23 protein-coding genes, 1 tRNA gene and 2 pseudogenes are annotated in these 24,971 nt (G+C 68.6%); 14 read left to right on the top strand and 12 right to left on the bottom strand.

The features are described from left to right. Positions 1-240: 240 nt before the first annotated feature. Positions 241-600, top strand: coding sequence for a hypothetical protein (locus ACWG52_RS17980; protein WP_385130257.1), 360 nt, complete (start codon positions 241-243; stop codon positions 598-600). 108 nt (positions 601-708) lie between these two features. Here ACWG52_RS17980 and ACWG52_RS17975 read toward each other — a convergent pair whose 3' ends face one another. The 4 genes from ACWG52_RS17975 to ACWG52_RS17960 form a co-directional block, all read right to left on the bottom strand. Further along, complete coding sequence (locus tag ACWG52_RS17975) at positions 709-1,020, bottom strand: SCO5918 family protein (RefSeq protein ID WP_266594577.1); 312 nt, start codon at positions 1,018-1,020, stop codon at positions 709-711. Positions 1,021-1,071: 51 nt separating this feature from the next. Continuing rightward, positions 1,072-1,476, bottom strand: coding sequence for a CBS domain-containing protein (locus tag ACWG52_RS17970; RefSeq protein WP_266594576.1), 405 nt, complete (start codon positions 1,474-1,476; stop codon positions 1,072-1,074). 46 nt (positions 1,477-1,522) lie between these two features. After that, positions 1,523-3,034: a DEAD/DEAH box helicase gene (locus tag ACWG52_RS17965; RefSeq protein WP_453128995.1), complete on the bottom strand. Its 1,512-nt coding sequence runs from the start codon at positions 3,032-3,034 to the stop codon at positions 1,523-1,525. A gap of 310 nt (positions 3,035-3,344) precedes the next feature. Continuing rightward, complete coding sequence (locus ACWG52_RS17960; protein WP_389803899.1) at positions 3,345-3,548, bottom strand: cold-shock protein; 204 nt, start codon at positions 3,546-3,548, stop codon at positions 3,345-3,347. Positions 3,549-4,074: 526 nt separating this feature from the next. On the opposite strand from ACWG52_RS17960, the gene ACWG52_RS17955 reads away from it, so the two are divergent. Together ACWG52_RS17955 and ACWG52_RS17950 are read left to right on the top strand one after the other, a co-directional pair. Continuing rightward, on the top strand, positions 4,075-4,206 hold the full coding sequence (locus tag ACWG52_RS17955) for a hypothetical protein (protein WP_266594573.1): 132 nt from the start codon (positions 4,075-4,077) through the stop codon (positions 4,204-4,206). 517 nt (positions 4,207-4,723) lie between these two features. Continuing rightward, positions 4,724-5,754 (top strand): annotated as a pseudogene (locus ACWG52_RS17950) (IS630 family transposase); the annotation flags it as partial. A 22-nt stretch (positions 5,755-5,776) separates the two neighbouring features. Here the strand turns inward: ACWG52_RS17950 and ACWG52_RS17945 are convergent. After that, positions 5,777-6,112 carry a hypothetical protein gene (locus tag ACWG52_RS17945; protein ID WP_389803893.1) on the bottom strand — a complete coding sequence of 112 codons (336 nt, stop codon included), beginning with the start codon at positions 6,110-6,112 and terminating at the stop codon, positions 5,777-5,779. A gap of 271 nt (positions 6,113-6,383) precedes the next feature. Between ACWG52_RS17945 and ACWG52_RS17940 the strand changes: the two genes are divergently transcribed. Further along, positions 6,384-6,710: a hypothetical protein gene (locus tag ACWG52_RS17940; protein ID WP_389803890.1), complete on the top strand. Its 327-nt coding sequence runs from the start codon at positions 6,384-6,386 to the stop codon at positions 6,708-6,710. A gap of 318 nt (positions 6,711-7,028) precedes the next feature. On the opposite strand, the gene ACWG52_RS17935 is transcribed toward ACWG52_RS17940, so the two are convergent. Continuing rightward, positions 7,029-7,099, bottom strand: a tRNA-Gly gene (locus ACWG52_RS17935). Between the two features lie 457 nt (positions 7,100-7,556). Between ACWG52_RS17935 and dcd the strand changes: the two genes are divergently transcribed. After that, the gene (gene dcd, locus ACWG52_RS17930; RefSeq protein WP_030726605.1) at positions 7,557-8,144 is read left to right on the top strand and encodes a dCTP deaminase; all 588 of its coding nucleotides are present in this window, start codon (positions 7,557-7,559) and stop codon (positions 8,142-8,144) included. Further along, positions 8,141-8,638 carry a phosphoribosyltransferase gene (locus tag ACWG52_RS17925; protein WP_030726602.1) on the top strand — a complete coding sequence of 166 codons (498 nt, stop codon included), beginning with the start codon at positions 8,141-8,143 and terminating at the stop codon, positions 8,636-8,638. The genes dcd and ACWG52_RS17925 overlap by 4 nt, the downstream gene beginning before the upstream one ends. A gap of 89 nt (positions 8,639-8,727) precedes the next feature. On the opposite strand, the gene ACWG52_RS17920 is transcribed toward ACWG52_RS17925, so the two are convergent. After that, positions 8,728-9,651: a Yip1 family protein gene (locus ACWG52_RS17920; protein WP_389803887.1), complete on the bottom strand. Its 924-nt coding sequence runs from the start codon at positions 9,649-9,651 to the stop codon at positions 8,728-8,730. A 311-nt stretch (positions 9,652-9,962) separates the two neighbouring features. On the opposite strand from ACWG52_RS17920, the gene ACWG52_RS17915 reads away from it, so the two are divergent. Further along, the gene (locus ACWG52_RS17915) at positions 9,963-10,748 is read left to right on the top strand and encodes a hypothetical protein (protein ID WP_389803884.1); all 786 of its coding nucleotides are present in this window, start codon (positions 9,963-9,965) and stop codon (positions 10,746-10,748) included. A 503-nt stretch (positions 10,749-11,251) separates the two neighbouring features. On the opposite strand, the pseudogene ACWG52_RS17910 reads toward ACWG52_RS17915, so the two are convergent. Together ACWG52_RS17910 and ACWG52_RS17905 are read right to left on the bottom strand one after the other, a co-directional pair. Then, a pseudogene (locus tag ACWG52_RS17910) lies at positions 11,252-13,513 on the bottom strand (heterodisulfide reductase-related iron-sulfur binding cluster); the annotation flags it as partial. A gap of 110 nt (positions 13,514-13,623) precedes the next feature. Further along, positions 13,624-14,157, bottom strand: coding sequence for a sugar transferase (locus ACWG52_RS17905; RefSeq protein WP_389803878.1), 534 nt, complete (start codon positions 14,155-14,157; stop codon positions 13,624-13,626). 243 nt (positions 14,158-14,400) lie between these two features. Here ACWG52_RS17905 and dnaK point away from each other — a divergent pair, with 243 nt between their 5' ends. Genes dnaK through ACWG52_RS17885 form a run of 4 tightly spaced genes read left to right on the top strand, consistent with a single transcriptional unit; the run spans position 14,401 to position 18,594 of the window. Next, positions 14,401-16,245 carry a molecular chaperone DnaK gene (gene dnaK, locus ACWG52_RS17900; protein WP_030726592.1) on the top strand — a complete coding sequence of 615 codons (1,845 nt, stop codon included), beginning with the start codon at positions 14,401-14,403 and terminating at the stop codon, positions 16,243-16,245. After that, on the top strand, positions 16,245-16,898 hold the full coding sequence (gene grpE / locus ACWG52_RS17895) for a nucleotide exchange factor GrpE (protein ID WP_389803874.1): 654 nt from the start codon (positions 16,245-16,247) through the stop codon (positions 16,896-16,898). Before dnaK ends, grpE begins: the two co-directional genes overlap by 1 nt. Positions 16,899-16,937: 39 nt before the next feature. Then, the gene (gene dnaJ, locus ACWG52_RS17890) at positions 16,938-18,119 is read left to right on the top strand and encodes a molecular chaperone DnaJ (protein WP_453128994.1); all 1,182 of its coding nucleotides are present in this window, start codon (positions 16,938-16,940) and stop codon (positions 18,117-18,119) included. 1 nt (position 18,120) lies between these two features. Beyond that, complete coding sequence (locus tag ACWG52_RS17885; RefSeq protein WP_030755701.1) at positions 18,121-18,594, top strand: heat shock protein transcriptional repressor HspR; 474 nt, start codon at positions 18,121-18,123, stop codon at positions 18,592-18,594. A 132-nt stretch (positions 18,595-18,726) separates the two neighbouring features. On the opposite strand, the gene ACWG52_RS17880 is transcribed toward ACWG52_RS17885, so the two are convergent. Beyond that, positions 18,727-19,794 carry a hypothetical protein gene (locus ACWG52_RS17880; protein WP_051762316.1) on the bottom strand — a complete coding sequence of 356 codons (1,068 nt, stop codon included), beginning with the start codon at positions 19,792-19,794 and terminating at the stop codon, positions 18,727-18,729. A 386-nt stretch (positions 19,795-20,180) separates the two neighbouring features. Here ACWG52_RS17880 and ACWG52_RS17875 point away from each other — a divergent pair, with 386 nt between their 5' ends. Further along, positions 20,181-20,462: a Rieske (2Fe-2S) protein gene (locus tag ACWG52_RS17875; protein ID WP_051762453.1), complete on the top strand. Its 282-nt coding sequence runs from the start codon at positions 20,181-20,183 to the stop codon at positions 20,460-20,462. Positions 20,463-20,596: 134 nt separating this feature from the next. Here ACWG52_RS17875 and ACWG52_RS17870 read toward each other — a convergent pair whose 3' ends face one another. Next, positions 20,597-21,025 carry a pyridoxamine 5'-phosphate oxidase family protein gene (locus ACWG52_RS17870; RefSeq protein ID WP_389803869.1) on the bottom strand — a complete coding sequence of 143 codons (429 nt, stop codon included), beginning with the start codon at positions 21,023-21,025 and terminating at the stop codon, positions 20,597-20,599. A 123-nt stretch (positions 21,026-21,148) separates the two neighbouring features. On the opposite strand from ACWG52_RS17870, the gene clpB reads away from it, so the two are divergent. Then, on the top strand, positions 21,149-23,749 hold the full coding sequence (clpB, locus tag ACWG52_RS17865) for an ATP-dependent chaperone ClpB (RefSeq protein WP_390139534.1): 2,601 nt from the start codon (positions 21,149-21,151) through the stop codon (positions 23,747-23,749). A gap of 54 nt (positions 23,750-23,803) precedes the next feature. On the opposite strand, the gene ACWG52_RS17860 is transcribed toward clpB, so the two are convergent. Then, a complete protein-coding gene (locus tag ACWG52_RS17860) occupies positions 23,804-24,304 on the bottom strand; it encodes a hypothetical protein (RefSeq protein WP_389803863.1) in 501 nt (166 codons plus the stop codon). 120 nt (positions 24,305-24,424) lie between these two features. On the opposite strand from ACWG52_RS17860, the gene ACWG52_RS17855 reads away from it, so the two are divergent. Beyond that, positions 24,425-24,970, top strand: coding sequence for a type III secretion system chaperone family protein (locus tag ACWG52_RS17855; protein WP_389803860.1), 546 nt, complete (start codon positions 24,425-24,427; stop codon positions 24,968-24,970). Position 24,971 lies beyond the last annotated feature (1 nt).

The following is a 24,971-nucleotide window of genomic DNA, read 5'->3' as shown; positions in this document are numbered from 1 at the left end:
AGAGCTAGACATCGCGGTCGGAGTGGATGCGCAGAGCAGCCTGCACAGCAGGTCAGGGGCTCGGGCCCGTGTCCTGTGTGGCCATACCGGTGGATTCGGCTGGCCCATGGTCACGGCATCGCCCGAGCAACCGGTGTCGTCACCCGTCGGGCCTCCGGCGGGACGGCGGTGAGTGCACTTCTCGGCCGGTAGCGCTACCGGCCGAGAGGACGGGACGACTGGTGCATAAAATCGGCTCTCATGTCGAACCCTGACGAGCTGCTCGTTGACGTTGCCACCCTGGTGGAGTCCGGGCAGAGCAATCAGATGTCCCTGACCGTGGTCACCGGTGGCGCTGTCATCACCGGTCGGCTGGCACCGGAAGCGGTGTGGAGGCAGCGCGTGTCGGAGGTCCTGACTGACTCCACCCGCTTGGGCGAGTTCGCCGCCATCTTCACCGCCACGACACCTCACGAGGGACCGCCCACTCACCTGCACTTCCACGTAGCCCGCATCCTTCAGGGCACGGTCGGGATCCCGGAGACGGGTGGGATGTATCGCGTCTCGATCGCGGATGTCAGCGCATGGACCATGGGCGACTTCAGCTACTCCGACCACTGACCCGACATCGCGTAGGACACCCCTGGGTACGCGGGAGGGCCCGACCGGCGTATGCCGGTCGGGCCCTCCTCGCTGTGTTCGGGTGTCGGCTCGTGCCGGTCCTGTCCGTCAGACGGTCACCGGGATGCCGAGCATCGCTGAAGCCTGCTGGAGCGGGCTGAGGATGCGCGTGGGCACGGTAGCCAGGGGGAGGCCGCGGCAGGTGAACCCGAGCTGGGTCATGGCCCGGAGGACTTCACCGGCGCTGAAGTCACGCCGGTCCTGGCGGGTGATGACCTGGCCGACCTGCTTGACGGGGTAGGTACGGCGCCCGATGATCACGGACTCGCCGACGACCTGCTCGGGCTTGACGCCCTTCATCGACTCCAGGACACCGCTCTTGGTCAGGTCGAACGGGAAACGGGCGATGACACAGCGCATGTTGCCTCACAGGAAGAAGAAGGGGGGACGGCCGTGCCGCGGTGAGGCGGTTCAGCGGGCAAGGGCGAGGACGCCCAGAGCACTGCCCTGCTCATCGACGACCGGCAGGGCATCGAGCCGGCGGTAGCGCATCGCGTGTTCGGCTTCGGCCATCGTGGTTGCGGGTGAGGCGACCGGCCCGCGGTCCCCCAGCAGGTCGCGGAGACGGACCCGGTCGGTGTACGCCGCGCTGTCGTGGACAGCGGTGAGCTGGGCCTGCGTGACCAGCCCGGTGCACAGGCCGTCCTCGTCGCAGACGAGCAGATGATCCGCGCGGGCGCCGGCCATGACGGCCAGGGCCACCTCGACCGTCATGTCGTCACATACCTGTGGACCGGCCGCCTCCATCGCGTCGTCCACCGTCCGGTGCACAGGGTTGGCGTTCGTCGAGCGGTGCTGCATCTGGACCAGCGTCAAAACGTGCCTCCTGCAGAGATGGGTCAGTTTCCTGATCACGTGGTTCTCAGGCCGCCGCATCGAAGGCGGACTGCCGCACGCTCACGCGCCGGACCGTCGAAGCGGGCCGTCGCCTGCCGCGGGAGGCCGCGCTGCGCTTGGCGCGTTCGACGACGGGCGCGGTGATGGTGACGGGGATGCCGGAGGGGGCCTGGGCGCCGGTGATCCTGGTCAGGGCCTCTTCGCCGGAGCGGACCTGGGTGGTCTGCGGTGTGATGCCGGCGGCCTGCATGAGGCGGGTCATGTCGCGGCGCTGGTTGGGGGTGACGAGGGTGACGACGCTGCCGGACTCGCCGGCGCGGGCGGTGCGGCCGCCGCGGTGGAGGTAGTCCTTGTGGTCGGTGGGCGGGTCGACGTTGACGACGAGGTCGAGGTTGTCGACGTGGATGCCGCGCGCCGCCACGTTCGTCGCGACCAGTACGGTCACGTGTCCGGTCTTGAACTGGGCGAGGGTCCGAGTGCGCTGGGGCTGCGACTTCCCGCCGTGCAGGGCGGCGGCCCGGACACCGCAGTTCAGCAGGTCCTGGGTCAGCCGGTCGACGGCGTGCTTGGTGTCCAGGAACATCATCACCCGGCCCTCGCGCGCCGCGATCTCCGTCGTCGTCCGGTGCTTGTCGGGGCCGTGGACGTGCAGCACGTGGTGCTCCATCGTCGTCACCGCACCGGCCGAGGGGTCTACCGAGTGGACGACAGGGTCGGTGAGGTAGCGGCGGACCAACAGGTCGACGTTGCGGTCGAGGGTGGCGGAGAACAGCATCCGCTGACCTTCGGGGCGCACCTGGTCGAGCAGGGCGGTGACCTGGGGCATGAAGCCCATGTCGGCCATCTGGTCGGCTTCGTCGAGGACGGTGATCGCGACCTGGTTCAGCCGGCAGTCGCCGCGGTCGATGAGGTCCTTCAATCGGCCGGGCGTCGCCACGACGACCTCCGTGCCTCCGCGCAGCGCTCCGGCCTGCTTGCCGATCGACATGCCGCCGACGACCGTGGCCAGCCGGAGCTTGACCGAGCGGGCGTACGGGGTGAGGGCGTCGGTGACCTGCTGGGCCAGCTCGCGGGTCGGTACGAGGACCAGTGCGAGCGGCTGACGGGGCTCGGCGCGCTGACCGGCCGTGCGGGCCAGCAGGGCCAGCCCGAAGGCCAGGGTCTTGCCGGAGCCGGTCCGCCCGCGGCCGAGCACATCGCGGCCCGCCAGGGAGTTCGGGAGGGTCGCACCCTGGATCGGGAAGGGCACGGTCACGCCCTGCGCGCCGAGAGCGGCCAACAGCTCGGCTGGCATGGCGAGGTCGGCGAAGGCCTCGACAGCGGGCAGCGCCGGAGTGATCGTCTTCGGCAGGGCGAACTCGCCTTGGATCGCGGCGGGCCGACGGCTGTAGCCGCCGGAGCGGCTCGGCCCTCCGGAACGGCTCGGGGCCGACGAGCCGAAGCGGTTCCCCCGCTCCGAACCGGTGGCAGCGCCGAAAGCGGGGCCACCGGTGCGGCTACGGGTACGAGAGGAACGGTCATTCGTAGTGCGGTTCATGCAGAACCTTCCTTGATACGGCACGTATCAAGGAATTCCCGCAGTGGAAAAGCAGCGCAGGGAATCACAAGAACGGGCCGAATGAAATGCGAAAGCGACTCTGGCCTACAGGGATTCTGCACGGTCGCAGGTGCCGGTAAGGGGAGGCGTCATGTGGACGCGAAACCGAGAAAAATCGAGGGGGTGAATCGCCGAGCGGGCTTTAACCCTGAATACCTCGTCACGCAGGTGAACCCACTGCGGGAGATGCTTGCAGCTGGGGCCCGCACCCCGAGGGATGCGGGCCCCAGCTACGAAATGCGCGTCAGCGTCAGGCGGGAACGATGTTCTCGGCCGTCGGGCCCTTCTGGCCCTGCGCGATGTCGAAGTTGACCTTCTGTCCTTCCACCAGCTCGCGGAAGCCGGAGGAGGCGATGTTCGAGAAGTGGGCGAAGACGTCGTCGCCGCCACCGTCCTGCCCGATAAAGCCGAAACCCTTGGCTGCGTTGAACCACTTCACGGTGCCAGATGCCATGTCATATCTCCTTTGGGGCAGTACACCAGCATCCGCACTGGACGGACACCGTGTCGCCGCGATGATGCCCCGCCGGAAAATGACCCGGAAATATGAAGCACTCGAATGTGGCCCGGAGGCCGACTGGAGTGCTTGAAGTTTTTTGGGTACCACAACTGCAACCGAGATCGACAGTAGCATGCTGAAGCGGCTTGTGGGCGTTGAATATCTCCATCGTGTGCGGTGCGGAAAAACTCTCCCTGCGAGGTCCATTAAACTCTCTGACCGCGGGGATAGATATTGATTCCCCCGAGTGCAGCGTTTCGTGAGCAAGGGCGTCCGTCAGCCGCGACGTGCAGTCCAGGAAACGTGAGCCTGCGGGGTGGGTCCGCAGCGCCCTCCCGAAGGGATCCGCAGCTCGCAGGTACTCCATGACGGTCTCGGGGGTGCCCACGGCAAGGCGGCAGCGACCCGGCCCCGCACCGCTGCACGTCTGTTCCGCAGCGCCCGACCATCACTGCGGTCGTTCGCGAAGCCGCTCTCGCAGGTGGAGGAGAACCTCGGTGTCGGCGACGTTGACCAAGGCTGCCAAAAGGATCCGGATGCGAACATCATCGCCATCGTGTACAGCCCGCACGATGGCCTCGACGGAGGCGGCCGCCTCAGCGGTAAGGAATGATGGGCCGGCCGTGGTCCGCACGTGAACGGCAGGGTCATCCGTGCCCGGCTGCTCTGCCGGAGTGCCCTGCGCAGGGTCACTGTCTTCATGCACCGGCACCTGCGGGAACCTCCTGGCGAAATGGTCAGCCGCATCGTGATCCCAGTGGCCATCTCACTGGCACGGCCGGACCATGAGCCGCCCCCGAGCTCCGGTGTGCAGCTTTCTCCGAGACTGTCCCGCTGCGAGGCGTGGCACTCTCGTCGCGAGCACCATTGGTGGGGAAGGTGGCGCAGGTGATGGCTGAGTTGAAGTTCGAAACCGTCCGGTGCCCGCACTGTTCAGCCTGCCCGGCCACTGGGCAGGCTCGCACCATCGCCGCCGACCGGCGCCGGGTGACGGTGACGTGGCATGTCCCTTCCTGCCCGCACTACGCCGCCGATCGCGTGTTGGCGGGGAAAGAGGACTAGTGCCGGATCAAGCAACGTTCGCCCCGTCCTGACATGTCGCCCGGTTGCTACGCCGGGCGGCGCCAGACGCCCAGATGGTGCTGCTGTCAGCGCAGGGGATGCCGGTGGCGAAGATCGCTGAGGTGACGTTCACCAGCGTGGACCGGGTCCGCGATGTGATCCACAACTTCAACGCCGACAGCTTCGAGTCGCTCCATCCGAAGTACAAAGGCGGTCGGCCCAGGACGTTCACCCTTCCCGAGCGCCGTGAGATCAAGAAGACCGCCAAGTCCAAGCCGGTCGAGCACGGCCTGCCGTTCTCGACCTGGAGCCTGGCGAAACTGGCCGACTTCCTGGTCGCCGAGGGGGTGGTCGACGACATCAGCCACGAGGGCCTGCGCATCCTGCTCCGCGAGGAAGGCGTCTCCTTTCAACGCCTGAAGACCTGGAAGACCTCCCGCGACCCCGACCACGCGGCCAAGAAGGCCCGGGTCCAGCACCTCTACGCGATCGCCGACGGCGAGGTCATACCCGACGAAGGCGGGCCCGGAGTCATCTTCTGCATGGACGAGTTCGGCCCCCTCAACCTCCAGCCCCACCCCGGACGGCAGTGGGCCGAACGCGGCGGCCGGCACAAGGACCCCGACCGCGACACCGCCCCCGCAGGCGAGCGACCTACAACCGCCCGCACGGCGTCCGGAACCTGTTCTCCGCCTACGACCTGGCCAAGGACCAGCTCTACGGGCACATCAAGAAGACGAAGAACCGCTCGAAGTTCCTGGAGTTCTGCCGCTACCTGCGCTCGCTGCACCCGATGGACTTGCGCATCGCGATCGTCTGCGACAACTACTCGCCCCACCTGACCACCAAGCGGTGCCAACGGGTCGGGACCTGGGCCGAGGCGAACAACGTCGAGATCGCCTACACCCCGACCAACAGCTCCTGGCTTAACCGGATCGAGGCCCAGTTCACCGCCCTGCGCTACTTCGCCCTCGACGGCACCGACCACGCCAGCCACAGGGAGCAGGGCAGCATGATCCGCCGCTACATCATCTGGCGGAACAAGCACGCCCAGGATGAGCGCCTCCGCAGCGTCGTCAGCAGGGCGAACATCGCCTGAATCGAGCAGAGCGCCTCGTCAATCAGGCCCCAGCAGATGTGCGTCCTGGGACTGCGGATCCCAGATGACCAGGCGGAACTCCGCTGACAAGCTCCTCGATCGCCTTGATTGCCGCGTCGCTCCGCGACGAGAAGCTCAGATTCATGATCACGGGGTCGATACCGATCGTCAGCGGCGTCGACATCCACGGCGACTCTGCGGCGAAGGGGGGGCGGTCTGGGAACAGCGAGCGCAGCTGCTCATAGAACCCGACCACTCGCTCATCCAACTCACCCTCGTCGTGGTGGTCGGAGGTGCCGATCGAACATCGCACGCGCCGCCGCAGCGTCGGCTGATTCGTCCATCGCCAGAACCGCAAGATCGAAGCTCACGGGGCCATCTTCCACCCCGCCTCATCGGTACGACGCACGGGGCGGAGGTTGTCTGATGCGGCACTAGCTCCGGTGTGCTCAGCGATGCAGTTCGACATGTTCGTTGAGACGGCCTGAAATGCGGCCAAGGGCAGCGGGATGGCGCTCTCGGCGCGGGAACCGGGCAGGGGTTCGGGGGCGTGTGTGCTCCGGTACGTGAGATCGAAAGGGAGAGGCCAGGCACAGATGACTGCATCGAGGGAGGGCAAGGAGCCCGGCTTGGGGTGGTTCGTGACGGGGCCGCTGCTCGCCGTGGCGGGCACTGTGATGGGAACCGCTCTGGCATCGCAAAGGTGGGCGGGCTGTGCGCACGGCATGGACGCGCCGACCCGTACGGGATTTGTGATGATCATGCCGTTCGCCTGGATCGGCATGACCCTACTGCTCGGGCTTTTCCAGACCATCTTGGTGGCGGTGCTACCGGATCAGACCGAACCCGAGATCAAATGGGTGGCCCTGTTCGTGGCGGCCTGTGTGCTGACCCTCCTGTACTCCTTCGGGATGGGTTCCCCGGACATGACGCCGGACGGCTCCTGCGTGCGGTAGCAGTCCACCCTCGTCAAGGGGGCGAACGTTGCCTGACGCGGTACTAGGTAGTCCCGTCGCGGGTCCGCCGCCTGGCCCTTTCGGCCAACCGCCTCTTTGGGGAAGCGAATTCACGCGGCGGGTGCAGTCATGTGACGCGGTCATCGAGAATGCGTCTCGCGATCCGAGATCGGCGGGGCCCGTGTGGTGCAAGTGGTGCGCGGCTGCCCCTCCGAGCAGGGGATTTCCGCCAGTTGGGGCACGTGGAGGGCACGGCGAGGGGTGAGAGGTCTAGACAACGACGAAGGCCCAGGTCGGTGACCTGGGCCTTCGTTCAAGAGCGGATGACGGGAATCGAACCCGCGCTATAAGCTTGGGAAGCTCATGTTCTACCATTAAACTACATCCGCACAGCGGGCCAGTTGCCTGGATCCCTGGCTTTGCTCACTCTACCTCATGATCGACCCCCGGTGAATTCACCGCGGGGTCGTTGCCGTGTGTGGCGTACACCGGGACGTGTGGGTGCGGGAGTTGGGGCGTAACGTGTGGTGCGGAGCGGCGGCTGGAGTGGGTGCCGATCATCCCCTAATGTGGCGATTCGTCGCAGTACGGCTCGTTGGGGAAAGGGACTCGATGGAGCACACCGTCGTCCGTTGTGCCGAAGGGCACGTTTTCAGTACCGCCTCCTTCCCGCTGCAGCACCTCGGTGCCGGCCGGATCGGGCCCGGGCGGCTGCTGCGGTGTCCGCGGTGCGCGCGGTTGCGGCAGGCGGTGCCCGTGGGCGGCGTGAAGCGGTAGTCGCCGGGCGGGCGCGCGGGGCGCCGCTCCGATTGGGGGTGGCCCGCGCGCTCTGCGTATCCTCGGGACGTGCTTCTCTCTGACAAAGACATCCGGGCCGAGATCGACAGCGGACGGGTTCGCATCGACCCGTTCGAGGAATCGATGGTGCAGCCCTCCAGCATCGATGTACGTCTCGACCGGTTTTTCCGGGTGTTCGAGAACCACCGCTACGCCCACATCGATCCGGCGATCGAGCAGCCGGACCTGACGCGCATGGTCGAGCCGGAGGGTGACGAGGCGTTCATCCTCCACCCCGGTGAGTTCGTGCTCGCCTCGACGTACGAGGTCATCTCGCTCCCCGACGACATCGCCTCCAGACTGGAGGGGAAGTCCAGCCTGGGCCGCCTCGGCCTGGTGACGCATTCGACCGCCGGGTTCATCGACCCCGGGTTCTCGGGGCACGTGACCCTGGAGCTGTCGAACCTCGCCACCCTGCCGATCAAGCTCTGGCCGGGCATGAAGATCGGGCAGTTGTGCATGTTCCGGCTCAGCTCGCCCGCCGAGTTCCCGTACGGCAGTGAGCGCTACGGGTCCAGGTACCAGGGGCAGCGCGGGCCGACCGCCTCGCGCTCCTTCCAGAACTTCCACCGCACCCAGGTGAGGCACGAGGCATGAGCGACGTACGCGAGAACCTGACCTACGACGGCTTCGGGCGCGCCGTCCGCGAGCTGGCGCAGACGATCGCCGACGACGGCTACGAGCCCGACATCATCCTGAGCATCGCCCGCGGCGGGGTGTTCGTCGCCGGCGGCCTGGCGTACGCGCTCGACTGCAAGAACATCCACCTGGTGAACGTGGAGTTCTACACCGGCGTCGGGACCACGCTGGAGATGCCGGTCATGCTGGCACCCGTGCCCGAGGCGATCGACTTCACCGACAAGAAGGTCCTCATCGCCGATGACGTGGCCGACACCGGCAAGACGCTGAAGCTCGTCCACGACTTCTGCCTGGGCCATGTCGCCGAGGTGCGCTCCGCCGTCATCTACGAGAAGTCCCACTCCCTCGTGAAGTGCGAGTACGTGTGGAAGAAGACCGACGAGTGGATCAACTTCCCGTGGTCGGTCGAGCCGCCCGTCGTCAAGCGTGAGGGCCAGGTCCTCGACGCCTGACGGGCGGACGACAGCACCACGCAGAGGGCCCGCCGCGCACCGTGCGCGGCGGGCCCTTTCGTCTGCGAGGTGCCAGGTGCGGGGGTGGGCTAGATCGTGCCCAGCTTGATGATCGACAGCAGGGCGACCAGCTGGATCGCGGACGCGCCCAGGGCCTTCGGCCACGGCAGGTCGTGCGACTTGCTCACCAGCGAGGTGAACAGGGCACCGGCCGCCACCCAGGTGGCCCAGCCGAGCACCTGGACGACCATGTTGTCGCCGCCGAGGAACACGGCGAACAGCAGGCGCGGCGCGTCCGTGATGGACATGACCAGCATCGACAGGCCCACCGTCGGCTGCCACGAGCCGTCGCCGCCCAGCTGGCGGGCCAGCGTGTGCGTGACCGCGCCCAGGATCAGGCCGCAGATGACGAAGGCCACACCGGCGGACAGGACGATCGGGATGGCCTTCGGCACGGTCGCCTTGATGACGTCCTCGCGGGCGTCGTCGAGCCCGAAGACCGCGAGCAGCCCGTAGAGGAAGGTCACGATCAGCGCCGGACCCCAGACCGCGTAGTCGCGCATCTGGAGGAAGGTCTGCCCGGGCCGCGTCACGATGCCGCGGAGCAGTTCCTTCCACGGCAGTCGCGGTCCGGACGGCGCCGCCGCGGCCGCACCCGCCTGGTAGGTCGCGCCCTGGCCGTACGGGTCCTCGCCGACGGCGAAGACCTGGGTGTGCCCCGGGTTGTCGTTGTAGCCCCCGCCACCCCCGTGGCCTCCCTGGCCTCCGTGGCCGTACGGGGGCTGCTGCGCGTGCGGCTGCTGCTGCCCGTACGGGTCGAAGTACTCCGGCTCACCGTGACCTCCCGGGCCCGGCTGCGGCCACTGCTGCTGCGGTGGCGGGCCGCCGACGGGAGGGTAGGGCGGGCGGCCGTACGGCGGCGGTTGCTGCTGACCGTACGACTGCTGCTGCTGCGGGGGTTGTTGCGGAGAGCGGTTGTTGTCCCTGCCGCGTCCGATCCTGAATCCAGCCACGTGATCGAACGTACCTGGTCCGGCGAGCATCGGTGGACGGGCAGCCGGAACAGCCACCCTTTGCGGCTGACCTGTGACATCCCTTAGGGGATCCCGGAGGGGCTGTCCTCACCCTGTGTGCGACCCCGCTGCACGCCCGATTTACGGGCTTGTGGTGTGTTCTGCGGCTCTTCGTTACATTCTCGATGGGTTGCCCACATATCGGGTCCGTAGCTTCGTACTCGTCGCTGCCAGGCAGGACGAACGCACACGAACGAGCACGAACGAGTACGAGCACGAGTACGAGCACGAGACACGAGAAGAGCCCTCACATGCGCATCACTCGCCGAACCACCCTTCGCAGCGCCGCCGTCGTAGCCGGCGCGGTCGCCACCGCCCTGGCCGTCCCCGTCGGCTCCGCCTTCGCGCACTCGCCGGCCGCCCCGTCGGCCGCGTCGTCGACCGGGCCGGCCGCGAGCGTCCGCGCGTACGTCACCACCGTGAAGCTGGCGGACGGGTCCGTCGCCAAGGTCTACAAGATCGGCGACAGCCACTTCGAGGCGGACCTCTTCGCCGGCTCCACGAAGCTGGACAGGCTGGTCAGCAAGGGTGAGGCGGCGTCGTACGGGCAGAACGACGGCCTGCACGTCGTGCTCCGGCCGAACGGCACGGTCACCTCCTGGATGGACGGCGCGTCGAAGCCGAAGCCGCAGCCGAAGCCCGCCTCCGAGAAGGAGATCAGGAAGGAGAGCTCCGTGCGGATCACCATGACCGACGGGCGGATCGCCAAGCTCGTGGACGGCCCGAACGGCAAGCGCGTCGAGCTCTCCACGTCGAAGGGCCACTCCCTCGCCACGATCGACCTGCGACGTCCGAGCGTTCAGCACGACGGCTGGACGTACAAGCTCGTCCGCGACGGCAAGCACGTGAAGTTCGTCGTCATCGACGGCAAGGGCGGCGGGAACAGCTGGGTCTACGACTTCGACGGCAAGCTGATCGAGAAGTACACGGTGGACCCGACGGGGGTCGGCCGTCCGGTGCTGGTCGCCTCGGGCGGCGGCACGGCGGCGGGCGGCGCGGCCGGGCTGGGCTTCACCGCGCTGAGCCACCAGGGCTGAGGCCCTTCCCTCGGCTCCCCGCCCGTACGACGGAACGGCCGGTCCCCCGGGTGGGGGACCGGCCGTTCCGGTACTGCGGGTGTCCTGCGTGCTCCGTCCTGCGTCCTGCGGCCTACTTCTTACTTGGTCTCGGCCTCGGGCTTGGTCTCCGGCTCGGCCTCCGGCTTGACCTCAACGTCGGGCTCGGGCTTCGCCTGGGCTTCGGGCTTGGCCTCCGCCTCGGCTTCCGGCTTGGCCGCTGCCTCCGCCTCGACCTCGGCCGCCGCTTCCGGCTTGGCCTCCGCCTGGGGCTCGGCTTCCGCCTCGGTTTCTGCCGCAGCCTTCGCCTCGGCCTCCGCCTTTGCTTCGGCCTCGGCCTCGGCCTTCGCCTTGGCCTCCGCATCCGCCTTGGCCTTCGCCTCGGCTTCCGCCGCCGCCTTCGCCTTGGCTTCCGCCTCCGCCGCCGCCTTCGCGGCAGCCGCCTCCGCCGCCGCCTTCGCGGCAGCCGCCTCCGCCTCGGCCGCGGCTGCCGCCTCGGCCTCCGCCGCCAGTGCGGCCAGCTCCTCCTCCGTCGGACCCGGGGCCTTCACGGAGTCGAGCAGCAGCTGCGCCACGTCGACGACCTGGACGTGTTCCTTCGCCTGGCCGTCGTTCTTCTTGCCGTTCACCGAGTCGGTGAGCATCACGAGGCAGAAGGGGCAGGCGGTGGAGACGATGTCGGGGTTCAGGGACAGGGCCTCGTCGACGCGCTCGTTGTTGATGCGCTTGCCGATCCGCTCCTCCATCCACATCCGCGCGCCACCGGCGCCACAGCAGAAGCCCCGCTCCTTGTGGCGGTGCATCTCCTGCTGGCGCAGGCCCGGGACGGCCGACATGATCTCGCGCGGCGGCGTGTAGACCTTGTTGTGCCGACCCAGGTAGCACGGGTCGTGGTACGTGATCAGGCCGTCGACCGGCGTGACCGGCGTGAGACGGCCCTCGTCGATCAGGTGCTGCAGCAGCTGCGTGTGGTGGATGACCTCGTACTCGCCGCCCAGCTGCGGGTACTCGTTCGCGATGGTGTTGAAGCAGTGCGGGCAGGTGGAGACGATCCGCTTCGCCGACTTCGGCTTCTTCGTCGACGGGTCGTCGTCGTCCTCGCCGAACGCCATGTTCAGCATGGCGACGTTCTCCTGGCCCAGCTGCTGGAACAGCGGCTCGTTGCCCAGGCGGCGCGGCGAGTCACCGGTGCACTTCTCGTCGCCGCCCATGATCGCGAACTTGACGCCCGCGATGTTCAGAAGCTCCGCGAAGGCCTTCGTGGTCTTCTTGGCCCGGTCCTCCAGGGCGCCGGCGCAGCCGACCCAGTAGAGGTAGTCGAACTCGGAGAGGTCCTCCGCGTCCTTCCCGATGATCGGGACCTCGAAGTCCACCTCCTTGGTCCACTCGACGCGCTGCTTCTTCGCCAGGCCCCAGGGGTTGCCCTTCTTCTCCAGGTTCTTGAGCATCGTGCCCGCCTCCGACGGGAACGCGCTCTCGATCATCACCTGGTAGCGGCGCATGTCGACGATGTGGTCGATGTGCTCGATGTCGACCGGGCACTGCTCCACGCACGCACCACAGGTGGTGCAGGACCACAGCACGTCCGGGTCGATGACGCCGTTCTCCTCGGCGGTGCCGATCAGCGGGCGCTCGGCCTCCGCGAGAGCGGCGGCCGGGACACCGGCGAGCTGCTCCGCCGTGGCCTTCTCGTTGCCCTCCATGTCCTTGCCGCCACCGGCCAGCAGGTACGGGGCCTTGGCGTGCGCGTGGTCGCGCAGCGACATGATGAGCAGCTTCGGGGACAGCGGCTTGCCCGTGTTCCAGGCCGGGCACTGCGACTGGCAGCGACCGCACTCCGTACACGTGGAGAAGTCGAGGATGCCCTTCCAGGAGAACTGCTCGACCTGGGAGACACCGAAGGAGTCGTCCTCGCCCGGGTCCTCGAAGTCGATCTCCTTGCCGCCCGAGGTCATCGGCTGCAGGGCGCCGAGCGCCGTGGCGCCGTCCGCGTTCCGCTTGAACCAGATGTTCGGGAAGCCGAGGAAGCGGTGCCAGGCGACACCCATGTTGGTGTTGAGCGAGACCACGATCATCCAGATCAGCGAGGTGCCGATCTTGATCATCGCGGTGAAGTAGATGGCGTTCTGCAGCGCGCTGGTCGAGAGCCCCTCGAAGGCCAGGACCAGCGGGTACGAGACGAAGTACGCCGGCTCGTAGCTGTCCACGTGGTGGATGGCGCCCTCAAGACCGCGCAGGCACAGGATCGCGAGGCCGATGGTCAGGATGATGTACTCGACGAAGTACGCCTGCCAGGCCTTCGAGCCGGTGAAGCGGGACTTGCGGCCGGCCCGGGAGGGCAGGCTGAGCAGTCGGATGGCCATCAGGACCACGATGCCGAGGACCGTCATCAGGCCGATGAACTCGATGTAGAGCTCGAACGGCAGGAAGCCGCCGACGATCGGCAGCACCCAGTCTGCCTCGAAGAGCTGGCCGTAGGCCTGCGCCAGGGTCGGCGGCAACGTCAGGAAGCCGATCGCGACGAACCAGTGCGCGAAGCCGACGATGCCCCAGCGGTTCATCCGGCTGTGGCCGAGGAACTCACGGACGAGGGTGAGCGTTCGGGCCTTCGGGTCATCCGTGCGGCTGCCTGCCGGCACGGGCTGGCCGAGCTTCACGAAGCGGTAGATCTGCGCCACGGCTCGTGCGAGCAGCGCGACGCCGACCACGGTCAGGACCAGCGACACGATGATCGCGGCGAGTTGCATGGAAGGGCTCCTCGGGCGGCACTTACTAAGCGGTAACTTATGAAGTCAAGGCTTGAGGTTACCCATTCCCGACGCCGCAATGTAGCCGAGCGTGCGGTGATCTGTGTCGCTCAGGCGACCCTTTGCCGGTACGCCGCACGCGGGCTCTGCGCCAGGATCGCGAGGTCCATCCCGAGCCAGTGGTTCTCCACATAATGCCGGTCGAGCAGGTCCATCTCCTCCCAGGGGAGGTCCGAACGCGCGCTGACCTGCCACAATCCGGTCATTCCGGGGCGTACGAGCAGTCGTTCGGGGCGGTCGGTACGGGCCTGCGGTCGCGGCCCGACCAGCGACATCTCGCCGCGGATCACGTTCAGCAGTTGCGGGAGGCCGTCGAGGGCGCAGCGGTCCAGTGCCGCGCCGATCCGGCCGGCGCCGTCGTCGGTGCGCAGCCGCCAGGTGCGGAAGGGCCTGCCGCCCAGGCCCGCCGCGACCTCGCGCGCGAACGGGCGGCCGCCCAGGGTCACGTACAGCAGCCCGGTGATCGCCATGAGCGGCAGGCCGAGCGCTGCGAGCAGCACCACCGCCCCGACCAGGTCGAACACCCGCTTCGCCGGTGGGACGGCGGGGGTCCGTACCCGCGGGGCGGTGAGTGTGAGGGGCATGCCAGCACGCTGCCGCATGCCTTCGGCGGTGTTGCGGTGGCGCGCGGCCACGGTGACCCGTTCGGCCGCCCCTCCGTTGCCGGATCGGGGCGGGGTCCCCGGGGGTGGGCCGTGCCCAAGGCCCCAGGGTTGCGCGTAAGCGCGACCTAAAGGTTGAGCCGACTCGACTCAGCTCTGTTGACGCAAGCGTCGCGATGCGGCATGGTTGAGTCTGTTCCACTCAAGTCAGCTGGAGGAATTGAAATGGCACGTGCGGTCGGCATCGACCTGGGCACCACTAACTCCGTCGTCAGCGTTCTGGAAGGCGGCGAGCCCACCGTCATCACCAACGCCGAGGGCGCCAGGACCACGCCGTCCGTCGTCGCCTTCGCCAAGAACGGCGAGGTCCTCGTCGGCGAGGTGGCCAAGCGCCAGGCGGTCACGAACGTGGACCGGACCATCCGCTCCGTCAAGCGCCACATGGGCACTGACTGGAAGATCAACCTGGATGGCAAGGACTTCAACCCGCAGCAGATGAGCGCCTTCATCCTGCAGAAGCTGAAGCGCGACGCCGAGGCGTACCTGGGTGAGAAGGTCACGGACGCGGTCATCACCGTCCCGGCCTACTTCAACGACTCCGAGCGTCAGGCGACGAAGGAGGCCGGCGAGATCGCGGGCCTGAACGTCCTGCGTATTGTCAACGAGCCGACGGCCGCCGCCCTGGCCTACGGCCTCGACAAGGACGACCAGACCATTCTGGTCTTCGACCTCGGTGGCGGCACCTTCGACGTGTCGCTCCTGGAGATCGGCGACGGCGTCGTCGAGGTGAAGGCCACCAACGGTGACAACCACCTCGGTGGTGACGACTGGGACCAGCGCGTCGTCGACTACCTGGTGAAGCAGTTCGCCAACGGTCACGGCGTGGACCTCTCCAAGGACAAGATGGCGCTCCAGCGTCTGCGCGAGGCCGCCGAGAAGGCGAAGATCGAGCTGTCCTCCTCCACGGAGACCACGATCAACCTGCCCTACATCACGGCTTCCGCCGAGGGCCCGCTGCACCTGGACGAGAAGCTCACGCGCGCCCAGTTCCAGCAGCTGACCGCGGACCTGCTCGACCGCTGCAAGACCCCGTTCCACAACGTCATCAAGGACGCCGGCATCGCGCTGTCCGAGATCGACCACGTGGTCCTGGTCGGCGGCTCCACCCGCATGCCGGCCGTCGCCGAGCTCGTCAAGGAGCTCACCGGCGGTCAGGACGCCAACAAGGGCGTCAACCCGGACGAGGTCGTCGCCATCGGCGCCACCCTCCAGGCCGGTGTGCTCAAGGGTGAGGTCAAGGACGTCCTGCTCCTCGACGTGACCCCGCTGTCCCTCGGTATCGAGACCAAGGGCGGCATCATGACCAAGCTCATCGAGCGCAACACCACGATCCCGACCAAGCGGTCCGAGATCTTCACGACGGCCGAGGACAACCAGCCGTCCGTGCAGATCCAGGTCTACCAGGGCGAGCGCGAGATCGCGGCGTACAACAAGAAGCTCGGCATGTTCGAGCTGACGGGCCTGCCCCCGGCCCCGCGTGGCGTCCCGCAGATCGAGGTCTCCTTCGACATCGACGCGAACGGCATCATGCACGTCACGGCCAAGGACCTCGGCACGGGCAAGGAGCAGAAGATGACCGTCACCGGCGGCTCCTCGCTCGGCAAGGACGAGGTCGACCGCATGCGCCAGGAGGCGGAGCAGTACGCGGACGAGGACCTGCGCCGCAAGGAGGCGGCCGAGTCCCGCAACCAGGGCGAGCAGCTCGTCTACCAGACGGAGAAGTTCGTCAAGGACAACGAGGACAAGGTCCCGGCCGACGTCAAGACCGAGGTCGAGTCCGCCGTCGCCGAGCTGAAGGAATCGCTCAAGGGCGAGGACACGGCCGAGATCCGCACCGCGACGGAGAAGCTCGCCGCGGTCAGCCAGAAGCTCGGCCAGGCCATCTACGCCGACGCGCAGGCCGCCCAGGCCGCCGGTGGCGCCGGTGACGCGGGCCAGGCCAAGGCCGACGACGACGTGGTCGACGCCGAGATCGTCGACGACGAGAAGCCGAAGGGTGGCGCTGCCTGATGTCGGAGGAGACCCCGGGCTTCGACGAGAAGCCCGAAGTCCCCGACGCCGGTCAGAACGACGCCGAGCCGAAGGCCGCCGACTCCGCCAAGGAGGAGGCGGCGGCCCCGGCCGGGGACGCGAGCCAGGACGTGGCGCTGCTGGCGCAGCTGGACCAGGCCCGTACCGCGCTCTCCGAGCGCACCGCGGACCTCCAGCGGCTCCAGGCCGAGTACCAGAACTACCGCCGCCGGGTGGAGCGGGACCGGATCACCGTCAAGGAGATCGCGGTCGCGTCCCTCCTGACGGAACTGCTCCCGACCCTGGACGACATCGGCCGGGCGCGGGAGCATGGCGAGCTGGTCGGCGGCTTCAAGTCGGTGGCCGAATCGCTGGAGACCGTCGCCGCGAAGATGGGCCTGCAGCAGTTCGGCAAGGAGGGTGAGCCCTTCGACCCGACGATCCACGAGGCCCTGATGCACTCGTACGCGCCGGACATCACGGAGGACACCTGCGTGGCGATCCTTCAGCCGGGGTACCGCATCGGCGAGCGTACGATCCGTCCCGCACGGGTCGCGGTGGCCGAGCCCCAGCCGGGCGCGGCCACCAAGTCCGAGTCCGCGGAGGGCGAAGCGCCGGACGGCTTGGACGCGGATGCCCCCGACAAGGGCTGATGCACCACACGTAGAAGCACGGGAGGAGGGACACCGGGGATGAGCACGAAGGACTTCGTCGAGAAGGACTACTACAAGGTCCTCGGTGTCCCGAAGGACGCCACCGAGGCCGAGATCAAGAAGGCGTACCGGAAGCTCGCACGCGAGTACCACCCGGACGCCAACAAGGGCGACGCCTCCGCCGAGGAGCGCTTCAAGGAGATCTCCGAGGCGAACGACATCCTCGGCGACGCCAAGAAGCGCAAGGAGTACGACGAGGCGCGCGCCCTGTTCGGCAACGGTGGCTTCCGCCCCGGGCCGGGCGGCGGCGGCTCGTTCAACTTCGACCTCGGCGACCTCTTCGGGGGTCAGCAGCAAGCCGCCGGCCAGGCCGGCGGCTTCGGCGGCGGCCTCGGTGACGTCTTCGGCGGCCTCTTCAACCGCGGCGCCGGCCCGGGTACGGGCACCCGTACCCAGCCGCGCCGCGGCCAGGACATCGAGTCGGAGGTCACCCTCTCCTTCACGGAGGCGGTGGACGGGGCCACGGTCCCGCTCCGGATGTCCTCGCAGGCTCCCTGCAAGGCCTGTTCGGGCACCGGCGACAAGAACGGCACCCCCCGGGTGTGCCCGACCTGTGTCGGCACCGGCCAGGTCTCGCGGGGCAGCGGCGGTGGCTTCTCGCTCACCGACCCGTGTGCGGACTGCAAGGGCCGCGGCCTGATCGCGGAGACCCCCTGCGAGGTCTGCAAGGGCAGCGGGCGTGCCCGTAGCTCCCGCACGATGCAGGTCCGGATCCCGGCGGGCGTCTCCGACGGCCAGCGGATCCGGCTGCGCGGCAAGGGCGCTCCCGGCGAGCGCGGCGGTCCCGGCGGTGACCTCTACGTGGTCGTGCACGTCGGTTCCCACCCGGTGTTCGGCCGCAAGGACGACAACCTGACGGTGACCGTGCCCGTGACGTTCGCGGAGGCGGCGCTGGGGGCCGACATCAAGGTCCCGACGTTGAACGGCCCCTCGGTGACGCTGAAGCTGCCGCCGGGGACCCCCAACGGGCGCACCATGCGGGCCCGCGGCAAGGGAGCGGTCCGCAAGGACGGCACCCGCGGCGACCTGCTGGTCACGGTGGAGGTCGCGGTCCCGACCGAGCTGTCCGACAAGGCCCGCGAGGCCCTGGAGATGTACCGCGAGGCGACGGAGTCGCAGGACCCGCGCTCCGCGCTGTTCGAGTCCGCGAAGGGAGCATGACATGGACGGCCGCCGACGACAGTCCTCCCGTCTGGGAAGTGGTGCCTACCAACTCACCGACGAGACCCCGGTCTATGTGATCTCGGTGGCCGCCCAGCTCTCCGGTCTGCATCCACAGACCCTCCGCCAGTACGACCGTCTCGGCCTGGTCTCCCCGGACCGTACGGCCGGCCGCGGCCGGCGCTACTCGGCCCGTGACATCGAACTGCTCCGTACGGTGCAGGCGTTGTCGCAGGACGAGGGCATCAACCTGGCGGGCATCAAGCGCATCATCGAACTGGAGAACCAGGTCGCCGCGCTCCAGCAGCGCGTGGCCGAGCTCGCCGCGGCCGTGGACGGGGCTGCGGCCACGCTGCAGGCCCGCGAGGCCCAGGTGCACGCCTCGTACCGGCGCGACCTGGTCCCGTACCAGCCCCCGCAGCCGGGCAGTGCCCTGGTCGTCTGGCGGCCCAGCCCCAAGCGCCCGATGGACTGACCGGCTTCCCGGTCCCGTCCCGCACACCCGCAGGCCCCGCCCCTCCCAGGGCGGGGCCTGCGGGCTTTCGGAGTCCTCGCGGACCGCGCGCCCCTCGGGCCGCCCGCGGAGTCCTGGAAGCCCTCAGGGCCCTCAGAGGCCTTCCGGGTCCGGCTCGTGGTCCGGATGTCCGTCGGCGTCCTGGTCGGGGCCCGAGGGCCGGCCCAGGATGCCCGCCTGGGCGATGAGGTAGCCGAGCTGGGCGCGGCTGCCGCTGCCGAGGGTGGTGGCGAGCTTGGCGATGTGCGCCCGGCAGGTGCGGACGTTCATGCCGAGGCGGCGCGCGATGGCCTCGTCGACGTGGCCCTCGATCAGGAGCTGGGCGATGGTCCGCTGCACGCCGGAGATCCCGCCGGGGGTGCTGCGGTACGTCACTTCCTCCTGGAGCGGCACGGCCCGGTGCCACAGCTGCTCGAAGACCTTGATGAGGTAGTCGACCAGGCCCGGGTGGCGCAGTTCCAGGGCGACCCGGCGGTCGTCGCTCACCGGGATGAAGGCGACCGTGCGGTCGAAGATGATCAGCCGCTCTATCAGCTCTTCGAGGGTGCGGATCTCCACCTTGCCCGTCGAGATCCGCTCCACGTAGGCCAGCGTGCCCTGGCTGTGCCGCGCCGTGTGTTGGTACAAGGTCCGTATGCTGACCCCGCGGTCGATCAGCGGCTGGTCGCGTTCCAGGGCCTGGGTGAGGGCCAGGGAGGGCCGGGCGCCGCCGGGCTGGACCGTCAGCACCTCGGTGTGACATTCGGCCGTCGCGAGGTTCAGGGCGGCGTTGATCTGTTCGAAGCCCTCCAGCACCGTGATGGCGTGCGTGTTGGCCGGGCTCTGTGCGCTGATGGCGAGGAAAGGCTCGAAAGTGTCGGTGAGATCTACAGCGCTGCGTCGGCGGTCCTGGATCTCGCGTTCAATCGGATGGAGCCGTTGAGCCAAAGCGACGGCCGGCGGAACCGGACGGAGCTGGTTCGCGTCATCCGGGTCGGGCTGCAGAAGAGCGAATTCAAGCAGGCAGGGGGCGTTCTGGATCTCGCCCCGGGCGATCCGGCCGGTGCTCAACGCGGTCGCGTAGAGCCGCGTCCCCTCGGCACACATGGACGTCACAGGGTGGGGATGTGTCGCCATTGTCTCGTTTCGCGTCAAATCTCCACCCCCCAGGGTCCTGAACATGCAAGAACATGATGCATCGTCCCTGTGGCATTGACGTGCCTGAATGAGCCATCGTCTGTCACGCGGGGGAGAGGATTCCATCAAGTGAGGACGAAGCCGACCATGTACAAGAGAATGCTTCGCTCGGTGCTTGCCATAGTTTTCTCCGCCGTTGCGGTTTTTGGGGCAGTCAGCGCCGTCGAAAGTGACGCGGGGAGCGCTAGGGACGGTCAGGGCACGAGCCTGACGAGCACGGACGACACGGGCTGGACCACGGCGCCCGCGGGTAAGTACGCGGACACCGGCTGGACCAGCCACCAGCTGGGCGGGAACGGCGATACGGGTTGGACCGACGCCCCTGTGACGGTGTCCGCGTGACCCCCGACGACCGCGGCTTCCGCCGCGAGATGGCCTCGGCCTACCGGTCGGGCTGGCAGTTCATCGATCTCGCCACGGCCATCCCCCACCCGGGCGACTCGTTGATGGTCACCCTGTTCGGCCAACCGATCGTCGTCGTGCGCGAGGAGGACGAGGACGTACGTGCCTACCGGTGCCTGCGCCGCCCGCGGGGCGCGCCGCAGCCCGTCCGCTGCGAGGTGCGCTACGGAATGGTCTTCGTCAATCTCGATCAGCGGGACCACCAGCTCTTCGAACCCGATATCACCACCGCCACCCCCCGCAGTGCCTGACGCGATTCCCCCGTCGTTCCAGATCGCTCAGGCGCTACCCCCACACAACGGCGCCATCGTGGACCTGACCACGATGGCGCCGTTGTGATGTCCACGTCCAGTGCCTGAACCGGACAAGATGAAGAATCAACGGCTTACGCGCGCCCCATGGCCCGGTCCAAGGTGATCTCCATGACGACCCGGTCGGGATTGGGTGACGGCGTGCGCCCGTAGCGCTCCGCGTAGCGCGCCACCGCGTCGGCGACCGACGCCTCGTCCGTGCGGATCACCGCACGGCCCTCCAGCGTGGCCCAGCGGCGCCCCTCCATCTGGCAGACCGCGACCCGCGCGCCCACCTCGCCCGGCTTCCCGGCCTGCGCTTCCTGCGCCGCCAGGATGTTGCGCACCTTCTTGCTGTGCCGGTTGCTGATCACCCGGGCCAGGCCGGCCTCCGGGTCGTACGTCACCCCCACCGGCACCACGTGGGGCGTGCCGTCGGGGCGCGGGGTGGTCAGGGTGCAGACGTGCCGCTCCCGCCAGAAGGCGAGGTACTCGGGCGTCGGGTTGAGTACGTCATGGGACATGGCCCGAAGGGTACGGCCCGATCGTGGCCTCATCTGCCTTGAGTGGAATAGACTCAACTTTGCATACGCTGACATTGTCAGTGTTGTTGTCGGAGCTACCCCTTGGGGAGAGGAGAGGACACCGTGGACGCCGAGCTGACCAACAAGAGCCGGGACGCGCTGAACGCGGCCACCAGCAGGGCCGTCAAGGACGGCCACGCGGATCTGACTCCCGCGCACCTCCTGCTGGCCCTGCTCGCCGGTGAGGACAACGAGAACGTCGTCGACCTGCTGGTCGCCACCGACGCCGACCAGGCCGCCGTGCGGACCGGAGCCGAGCGGCTGCTCGCCGCCCTGCCCAGCGTCACCGGCTCCACGGTCGCGCCCCCGCAGCCCACCCGCGAACTGCTCGCCGTACTCGCCGAGGCGGACGCGGAGGCCGGCAAGCTCGGCGACGACTACCTCTCCACCGAACACCTCCTCATCGCCGTCGCCGCCAAGGGCGGCGCGGCCGGCGAGGTCCTTTCCACCCAGGGCGCGACGGCGAAGAAGCTGCTCGACGCCTTCGAGAACGCACGAGGAGGACGGCGGGTGACCACCCCCGATCCCGAGGGCCAGTACAAGGCCCTGGAGAAGTTCGGCACCGACTTCACGGCAGCCGCGCGTGAGGGCAAGCTCGACCCGGTCATCGGCCGTGACCAGGAGATCCGGCGCGTCGTGCAGGTGCTCTCGCGCCGTACGAAGAACAACCCGGTGCTCATCGGCGAGCCCGGCGTCGGCAAGACCGCCGTCGTCGAGGGCCTGGCCCAGCGCATCGTCAAGGGCGACGTCCCCGAGTCCCTGAAGAACAAGCGGCTCGTCTCCCTGGACCTCGGCGCGATGGTCGCCGGCGCCAAGTACCGCGGCGAGTTCGAGGAGCGGCTGAAGACCGTTCTCGCGGAGATCAAGTCCAGCGACGGCCAGATCATCACCTTCATCGACGAGCTGCACACCGTCGTCGGCGCGGGCGCCGGCGGCGACTCCGCCATGGACGCGGGCAACATGCTCAAGCCCATGCTGGCCCGCGGCGAGCTGCGGATGGTCGGCGCGACCACCCTCGACGAGTACCGCGAGCGGATCGAGAAGGACCCGGCGCTGGAGCGGCGCTTCCAGCAGGTGCTGGTCGCCGAGCCGTCCGTCGAGGACACGATCGCGATCCTGCGCGGGCTCAAGGGCCGCTACGAGGCCCACCACAAGGTCGTCATCAACGACAGCGCACTGGTGGCCGCCGCGACCCTCTCCGACCGGTACATCACCTCCCGCTTCCTCCCCGACAAGGCCATCGACCTCGTCGACGAGGCCGCGTCCCGGCTGCGCATGGAGATCGACTCCTCCCCGCTGGAGATCGACGAGCTCCAGCGCTCCGTGGACCGCCTGCGGATGGAGGAGCTGGCCCTGAAGAACGAGTCCGACCCGGCCTCCATCGAGCGCCTGGAGAAGATCCGCAAGGACCTCGCGGACCGGGAGGAGGAGCTGCGCGGACTGACCGCCCGCTGGGAGAAGGAGAAGCAGTCCCTCAACCGGGTCGGTGAGCTCAAGGAGCGCCTGGACGACCTGCGCGGCCAGGCCGAGCGTGCCCAGCGCGACGGCGACTTCGACACCGCGTCCAAGCTGCTCTACGGGGAGATCCCGACCCTGGAGCGCGAGCTGGCCGAGGCCACGGAGGAGGAGGCGGAGGCCTCCAAGACCGGAAGCTCCAAGGACTCCATGGTCAAGGACGAGGTCGGTCCCGACGACATCGCCGACGTGGTGGGCGCCTGGACCGGCATTCCGGCCGGCCGGCTGCTGGAGGGCGAGACCCAGAAGCTGCTCCGGATGGAGGACGAGCTGGGCCGCCGGCTGATCGGCCAGGGCGAAGCCGTACGGGCCGTCTCGGACGCCGTACGCCGCACCCGGGCCGGTATCGCCGACCCGGACCGTCCCACCGGCTCCTTCCTCTTCCTCGGCCCGACGGGCGTGGGCAAGACGGAGCTGGCCAAGGCCCTCGCCGACTTCCTCTTCGACGACGAGCGGGCCATGGTCCGCATCGACATGTCGGAGTACGGCGAGAAGCACAGCGTGGCCCGGCTCGTCGGCGCCCCGCCCGGCTACGTCGGCTACGAGGAGGGCGGCCAGCTCACCGAGGCCGTGCGCCGGCGACCGTACAGCGTGGTGCTCCTGGACGAGGTGGAGAAGGCCCACCCCGAGGTCTTCGACGTCCTGCTGCAGGTCCTGGACGACGGCCGGCTCACGGACGGCCAAGGCCGGACCGTGGACTTCCGCAACGCCATCCTGATCCTGACCTCGAACCTGGGCAGCCAGTTCCTGGTGGATCCGCTGACCCTGCCGGAGCAGAAGAAGCAGCAGGTCCTGGACGTGGTGCGGGCCTCCTTCAAGCCGGAGTTCCTCAACCGCCTGGACGACCTGGTGGTCTTCTCGGCGCTGACCCAGGACGAGCTCGCGCACATCGCGGAGCTCCAGATCGGCCGCCTGGCCCGGCGCCTGGCCGACCGCCGGCTGACCCTGGACGTCACGCCGGAGGCCCTGGCCTGGCTGGCCGACAAGGGCAACGACCCGGCGTACGGCGCCCGGCCGCTGCGCCGCCTGATCCAGACGGCGATCGGCGACCGCCTGGCGAAGGAGATCCTCTCCGGCGAGGTCCGGGACGGAGACACCGTACGGGTCGACGTGGCGGGCGAGGACCTGCTGGTCGGCAAGGCGCTCTGAGGCCCTGTCGTCAAGGTCCGGTCCGGTCTGGTCCGGCTCCCCGGCGCCGCCGCGCTACTGACGCGTCGGCGCCGAGGCCAGGATCTCCACCCGATCGGTCCCGTCCGCGAGCCGCACGACTCCGAACCTCACGTACCTCGCGGTCGTGGGGGAGTCCTGCGCCGACCACCGCTCCTCGCCGCAGTCGGACAGCCCGCACACGTTGTCCGGCTCTGCCATCGGGTACGTGGCCTTGAGCCAGTCGCGGGCAGCGGTGCGTTCCATCCGGAACGTGGCGACGATCCTGGTGTGCCCGGGTACGGGGCTGGTGCGGCAGTCCGCGTCGAGGCCCGCCGCCGGCGGCCGCGCGTGGGCGAAGGCCAGGGCGTCGGTGCACCGCATCGCGGCCAGCGACGACCTGTCGGCGGGGACGGACACGTCGTAGTCGTACGCGTGCTTCTCGTCGCCGTAGGGGTCCCCGAAGAAGAAGGCGAGGATCCCTAGGGGTGATCCCGGGACGAAGAGGAGCCCCGCCGCCACGCCCGCCCCCACGCCGACCTTCGCAAGCCTGTTCATGCCCGCCCCCTCCGCCAGGCGGATCCTCTGTCCGCTGCGAGCGGATCGTAGCCGCCGGGGCTGGACACAAGGTGGGCGCGATGGGGGAGGATGCAGGTATCCGCACGAAGGGAAAACACGGTGAGCATCGACCCGGCCTCGATTCCGAACTTCGGAGGGCAGCAGCCCGATCCGCAGGCCACAGGACCGGCGGGCCCCGTCGTCCCCGACCAGGATCTGGTCAAGCAGCTGCTGGAGCAGATGGAGCTCAAGTACGTCGTCGACGACGAGGGTGACCTCGCGGCGCCGTGGGAGGAGTTCCGCACGTACTTCATGTTCCGCGGCGAGGACGAGCAGCAGGTCTTCTCGGTGCGGACCTTCTACGACCGTCCGCACAAGATCGACGAGAAGCCGCAGCTTCTCGAATCGATCGACGACTGGAACCGCCGCACCCTGTGGCCGAAGGTCTACAGCCACACGCACGACGACGGCTCGGTCCGTCTGATCGGTGAGGCGCAGATGCTGATCGGCACCGGCGTCAACCTGGAGCACTTCGTGTCCTCCACGGTCAGCTGGGTCCGCGCGTCCATCGAGTTCGACAAGTGGCTCGTCGAGCAGCTCGGCCTGGAGCAGGACATCGACTCCACCGACGGCGACGACGACAGCAACGGCGACAGCGACAACTAGC

This window comes from Streptomyces sp. CLCI03 (assembly GCF_053615355.1).
This window is presented reverse-complemented; position numbering and strand designations above follow the sequence as displayed.